Below are 5,521 nucleotides of genomic sequence, written 5' to 3'. Positions count from 1 at the left end.
CCGCCACACCGGCCGCGGTGGCGGACACCGCGGCTCCGGCGCCGAAGGCGGCAGCCGCGGGCACCTTCCGTAATCCGCTGAACGCCGGACCCGACCCCTTCATGACGCACTGGAACGGCTCCTACTACCTCACCACCACGCAGGGCGACAGCATCCGCATGTGGCGCTCGTCCTCGCTGGGCACCCTGCTCGCCGCCGACCCGGTGACCGTGTGGACCGACTCCGACCCGTCTCGCAACCGCGACATCTGGGCCCCGGAGTTCTACCGCTTCGGTGACCGCTGGTACCTCTACTACACCGCCGACGACGGCATCGACGACCATCACCGCCTGTACGTCCTGGAGTCCGAACGCGACGACCCGGCCGGCCCCTACCACTTCAAGGCGAAGCTCGCCCCGCCCAACCACGCGGACGACTTCGCCATCGACGCGGGCATCCTCCAGCACAACGGCCGGCTGTACCTCGCCTACAGCGGCATCAACCAGTACCAGCACAACGGGCTGAACATCGCCCCGATGTCGAACCCGTACACGGTCTCCGGCGACGCGGTCGCCCTCAACGGCGACGGCGGGTGCCCGGAGGTGCGGGAGGGACCCGAATTCCTCTACCGCAACGGCCGTACGTGGATGACCTACTCGGCCTGCGACACCGGGAAACCCGACTACCAGGTCCGGATGATGTCCCTGCCCGACGCCGCCGACCCGCTGGTGCCCGGCAACTGGACCCAGCACCCCGGCGCTGTCTTCTCACGCGCCGACGACCACGGGGTGTTCGGCCCCGGTCACCACGCCTTCTTCCGCTCGCCCGACGGCACCGAGGACTGGATCGTCTACCACGCCAAGACGACCTCCGACCTCACCTACTCCAACCGCACCACCCGCGCCCAGCGGTTCACGTGGAAGGCGGACGGGAGCCCCGACTTCGGCCGCCCGCTCGCGCTCGGCGCCACCCAGGACCTGCCCTCCGGCGACCCCGGCTCCGGCAACCACTGGATCAACGACGACGGCCGGTCCAGCGGTGGCGGGACCGTCGCCTACACCGGCGCCTGGAACTCCGGCACCGGCTGCGCCACCCAGTGCTTCTGGAGCGACGACCACTGGAGCGACAGCGCGGGTGCGACCGCCACCTTCACCTTCACGGGCACCCGCATCGCCCTGCTCTCCGTACGCGACACGGGCAACGGCATCGCCGCTCTGAGCATCGACGGCGGACCGGAAGAGCGCGTCGACTTCTACGGGGCCATCCGCACGGGCGAGACGCTCCAGTACCTCAGCCCCCGGCTCGCCTCCGGCCGGCACACCCTGCGGGTCCGTGTCACCGGTGAGCACGACCCGCGGTCGGCGGCCTCCTTCGTCAGCGTGGACCGCGCCGAGGTCTACACGGACTGAGACGTCCACGGGCGGGCAGAGCCCGTCTCTTATACACATCTGTGCGCTTCCGTGCGCGGTTCACCGACTCCGTCGGCCGCCCCGCACTCGTCCCCGCCGACGCCCTCCGTCTCTCTTCGACACCGGACTGCGGTCCGGGCGGCCCGCGCTCGTACCGCTCGCCGTCGACGTACCGGCCCTCCGGGCGAAGCCCGGCGAAGTGCCCGCCCTGCTACGGGACGTGGTGCTCACCGAGGGCGTCCCCGTGGTACGGACCCGCACGAAGGGTGCCACCCCGGCAGCGTTGGTCGCCCGTCTGACCGGGATGGACACCGAGGGCCGTGAACGGACCCTGCTGGACCTGGTGCGCGGTCACGCCGCCGCCGTACTCGGACACTCCGGCGCCGAAGCCGTCGCACCGGAGCGGGGGTTTCTCGACATCGGCTTCGACTCGCTGACGGCGCTGGAACCGAGGAACCGGATCAGCGAGGTGACCGGCTGCCGGCTGGCGCCGACACCGCCCGTGAGGCCGGGCTCGACGTCACCCTGATCGACACGAACGCCCAGCCCCTGGAGCACCAGGTCGGCGCGGAGGTCGGTGAGCTCGTGGCCGGGTTGCACCGCGACCACGGAGTGCGGCTCGTCCTCGGCGCGCAGGTCGTGGGCAAACCTGCTCTCGGGGGACGCCGGGGGCCGGCCGTACGCTCCCGTGCCCTTCGGCTGGACCCATCAGTTCGGGGCGAAGATCCAGACCATCGGCTGGTGCCCCCGGACGCACGGACGGAGATCGTCAGCGGGTCCACGGCCGGGCGTGAGTTCGTCGCCGCGTACCACCGCGGCGGGATGCCCGTCGGCGCCCTCGGCTGGAACAGCGCGCGCGGCCTGCGGCAGTGCCGACAGCTCCTCGGCCGCCCGTCGGCTGAGCTCGCCGCCACGATGGTGGGCGTCTGAGGCCCGCGGGCCCGGGCTGAACCGGGCCCGCGTAAGGGCAAGGAGCCGGCCCGCGAGACGGCGGGGGCTCCGGCTCCTCGAAACCCCTGGGACACCGGCGTACGAGTGGCCCCCCTCCCGGCCCAGGGCAGGTGTGAGCCGTCCCCGAGCTCACCGAGAGCGGTCTCACACCGTCTCCCCACCTCGGTGTCGCCCCGACCCCGCGTCCGGGGGGGCCTCGGCGTATACGATGCTCTATGCGTGCGTGATACGCATGGAAGGCTTCCGATGAAGGCAGGCACGAGATGACGACCAGTGAAGGAACGAGCGCGGAAGGCGCCGGCCTGCCGAACAGCATCGCTGTGCTCTGGGAACTCCGTAACCGCGAACAGCGCGCCGCGCGGACGGGGCTGAGCGTCGAGCGGATCGTGACGGCCGCGATCGAGTCCGCGGACGCCGACGGCCTCGCCGGGCTGTCCATGGCCCGCGTCGCCAAGAGCCTCGACTTCGGCACCATGTCGCTCTACCGGCATGTGTCGAGCAAGGACGAGCTGCGACAGCTGATGCTGGACATGGCGTACGGCACCCCGCCGCGCATCGACACCGCCGAGGGGGACTGGCGCGCCGGCCTGGAGCAGTGGGCCCGGGCCTTCCAGGAGGTCTTCCGGCGTCACCCGTGGATCTGTCTCTTATACACATCGTATAAGAGACAGCTCAGCTGGCTGGAGTGCGGCCTGCGCACCCTGGGCGGTACCAGTCTGCGGCCGGACGAGAAGCTGGCCGTGATGATGCTGATGATCGGCTACGTGCGCAACAACGTGCAGCTGTCGCTCGGCGTGGTCACCCAGGGCATCAGTGAAGAGGACCTGATGGCCAACTACGGCCGCGCGCTGGCCAAGTACGCCGACGCCAGCTCGTTCCCCGCGATCGCGGAGCTGCTGGAGGCCGGGGCGTTCGACGAACCCGAGGACGACTTCACCTTCGGCCTCCAGCGGGTGCTGGACGGCGTCGAGGTGCTGGTGCGGATCCGTAACGGCGAGAAGCCCCTCACCTGACACGGTCCGGGCGTCGGAATCCGACGCGGCCCGGGCGTCGGAAGGGGGCCGGTTCTCCACCCGAGGGTGGGGGCCCGGCCCCCTTCGTCCGATCCCGGCGATTCAGGCCGTGGTCTGCATGCGCTTGGTGGCGGGGACGGTCGCCGGGGCGTCGTTGTCGTACGGGTCGATCGGCTCGCCCGTCTCGATCGGCACGCTGCGCAGCAGCATCGCGACGATCGCGGCCACCACCACCATGGTGGCGGCCCCGGAGAGCGCCGCCACCTGGAGGCCGTGGGTGAACGCCTCACGGCTCGCGGCGATCAGTTCGGCACCGATCGCGGCCGGCTGCTCGGCGGCGACCGTGGCGGCGCCGCCGATGGTGTTGCGTACCGCGCCCAGCGCCTCGCCGCCGAGTCCGGCCGGGCTCACTGCGTTCATGTCATGCCGGTAGATGGCGGAACCGATGCTGCCGATGACGGCGAAACCGAACGCGCTGCCGAACTCGGTGAACGTCTCCGAGGTGGCCGTGGACGATCCCGCGTGCTCCTTCGGCGCCGAGGTGAGCACGATCTCCGCCGTGAGCGTCTTCGAGGCCGTCATACCGGCCGCCATCAGCCCCACGCCCACCAGCAGGACGGCGACGTTCGACTCCACGGTGAGACGGCTCAGCACGGCGAAGCCCGCGGCCATCACGAGCATGCCGCTGGAGACCAGGTAGACCGGCCTGACCTTGCGGGACAGGGCTGAGACCAGGCCGACCGCGATGCCGATCGCCGGCATCACCGCCATGGACCACAGAGCCGCCCGGAAGGGTGTCATGCCCAGCACCATCTGGAGGAACTGGTTGGTGAGGATGCTGACGCCCATGAACGAGAACATCACCATCAGGTTGGTGATGACCGATCCGGTGAAGCCGCCGTAGCGGAACAGCGAGATGTCGATCAGCGGGTGGGACGTCGCGCGCTGGCGCAGTACGAAGGCGACGAGCAGGACGGCGCCGGCCGCGGCCCAGATCGCGGAGTCACGGTCCCAGCCGTCGACGGCCAGTTCCTTGAGGCCGTAGATGAACGGCATGATGCCGGCCACCGACAGGACCGCGCCCAGGACATCCAGCTTGCCGCGTGAGGGGTCGCGCCGTTCCGGGAGCAGGATCGGGGCCAGGATCAGCACCAGCACCATCACCGGGGTGTTGACCATGAAGACCGAGCCCCACCAGAAGTTGTTCAGCAGCAGCCCGCCGACGACCGGGCCGATGGCCGCGCCGGTGGCGAGCGTGCCGCTCCAGGCGGCGATGGCGGTCTTGCGCTGCTTGGAGTCCTGGAACATGTTGCGGATCAGGGCCAGCGAGGTCGGCGTCAGCGTCGCGGCGCCGAGCCCCAGCAGGGCGCGCGCGCCGATCAGCGTCTCGGCGTCGTCCGCCGTCGCCGCGAGCGCGGAGGCGATGCCGAAGACCAGGGCGCCGATGATGAGGAGCTTGCGGCGGCCGAAGCGGTCACCGACCCAGCCCATCGTGATCAGTGCGCCGGCCAGGACGAAGCTGTAGATGTCCATGATCCACAGCAGCTGGGTGGCGCTCGGCCGCAGCGACTCGCTGATGGGCGTGACCGCGAAGCCGAGCACCGAGATGTCAATGGCGATCAGCAGGGTGACCAGGACGATCACCACGAGGCCGAGCCATTCCTTGAGCCCCGCCCGGGGCTTGATTTCTGTCATGGCGGACGTCCATGCCTTCCTGCGTCAAGACCCTGAGTACGCAACACGCTGAGCGTATCACGTACGCGCGTATCGCGTACGCACTGCGTGTTCTGTACTCATCGGCGGTGGGCATCCTGTCCGGGGGTCGCCTTCTCGCGGTCGCGGCGGGTCTGTCTTCCGCGCCTCAGCGCTCCCCGGTGTGGAACGCGACCAGGCTGGTGCCCTGCTCCGAGGGCAACGGAACCGTCACCCCGTCGCCGGTCCGCCGAGCCGCAGCAGGACCTCGGCGAGACCGGTCCACGCGCAGTCGGCCGGGGCGTGGTGCAGGGTGACGCGCGGATTCCTCGCCAGCCACCCGCGTACGTCCCGGAAGCGGGGCGCCTCCTGCCCGTGCACCAGAACCTGGAGCCACGGGTAGGGGTGGGCCTGGGCCACCGTCTCCAGGACGCCGATGAAGGCGGGCAGGGCCGGCGGCCGGGAGGCCCCCTGCTC

5 protein-coding genes and 2 pseudogenes are annotated in these 5,521 nt (G+C 70.6%); 5 read left to right on the top strand and 2 right to left on the bottom strand.

Annotation, left to right across the window (positions count from 1 at the left end; genetic code table 11):
* The first annotated feature begins 17 nt into the window (after positions 1-17).
* From IH13_RS0126585 to IH13_RS0126570, 5 genes and pseudogenes are all read left to right on the top strand, one after another.
* Positions 18-1,388: a glycoside hydrolase family 43 protein gene (locus IH13_RS0126585; RefSeq protein WP_051835933.1), complete on the top strand. Its 1,371-nt coding sequence runs from the start codon at positions 18-20 to the stop codon at positions 1,386-1,388.
* Between the two features lie 199 nt (positions 1,389-1,587).
* Entirely contained in the window at positions 1,588-1,917 is a 330-nt protein-coding gene (locus IH13_RS44995; protein ID WP_234433396.1) for an acyl carrier protein, read from the top strand.
* Positions 1,914-1,970: pseudogene (locus IH13_RS45840) on the top strand (hypothetical protein); the annotation flags it as partial. The gene IH13_RS44995 and the pseudogene IH13_RS45840, both read left to right, overlap by 4 nt.
* 159 nt (positions 1,971-2,129) lie before the next feature.
* Positions 2,130-2,318 carry a hypothetical protein gene (locus tag IH13_RS44985; protein WP_031088509.1) on the top strand — a complete coding sequence of 63 codons (189 nt, stop codon included), beginning with the start codon at positions 2,130-2,132 and terminating at the stop codon, positions 2,316-2,318.
* A gap of 284 nt (positions 2,319-2,602) precedes the next feature.
* A complete protein-coding gene (locus tag IH13_RS0126570; protein ID WP_234433395.1) occupies positions 2,603-3,352 on the top strand; it encodes a TetR/AcrR family transcriptional regulator in 750 nt (249 codons plus the stop codon).
* A gap of 102 nt (positions 3,353-3,454) precedes the next feature.
* Here IH13_RS0126570 and IH13_RS0126565 read toward each other — a convergent pair whose 3' ends face one another.
* Positions 3,455-5,047: an MFS transporter gene (locus IH13_RS0126565; RefSeq protein WP_031088506.1), complete on the bottom strand. Its 1,593-nt coding sequence runs from the start codon at positions 5,045-5,047 to the stop codon at positions 3,455-3,457.
* Between the two features lie 228 nt (positions 5,048-5,275).
* Positions 5,276-5,521 (bottom strand): annotated as a pseudogene (locus tag IH13_RS0126560) (IS630 family transposase); the annotation flags it as partial.

The organism is Streptomyces sp. NRRL WC-3549 (genome assembly GCF_000721935.1).
In the GTDB taxonomy this organism is placed as follows: domain Bacteria; phylum Actinomycetota; class Actinomycetes; order Streptomycetales; family Streptomycetaceae; genus Streptomyces.
Note: the sequence above shows the minus strand (reverse complement) of the source record. Positions and strands in the feature narration are given on the sequence as shown.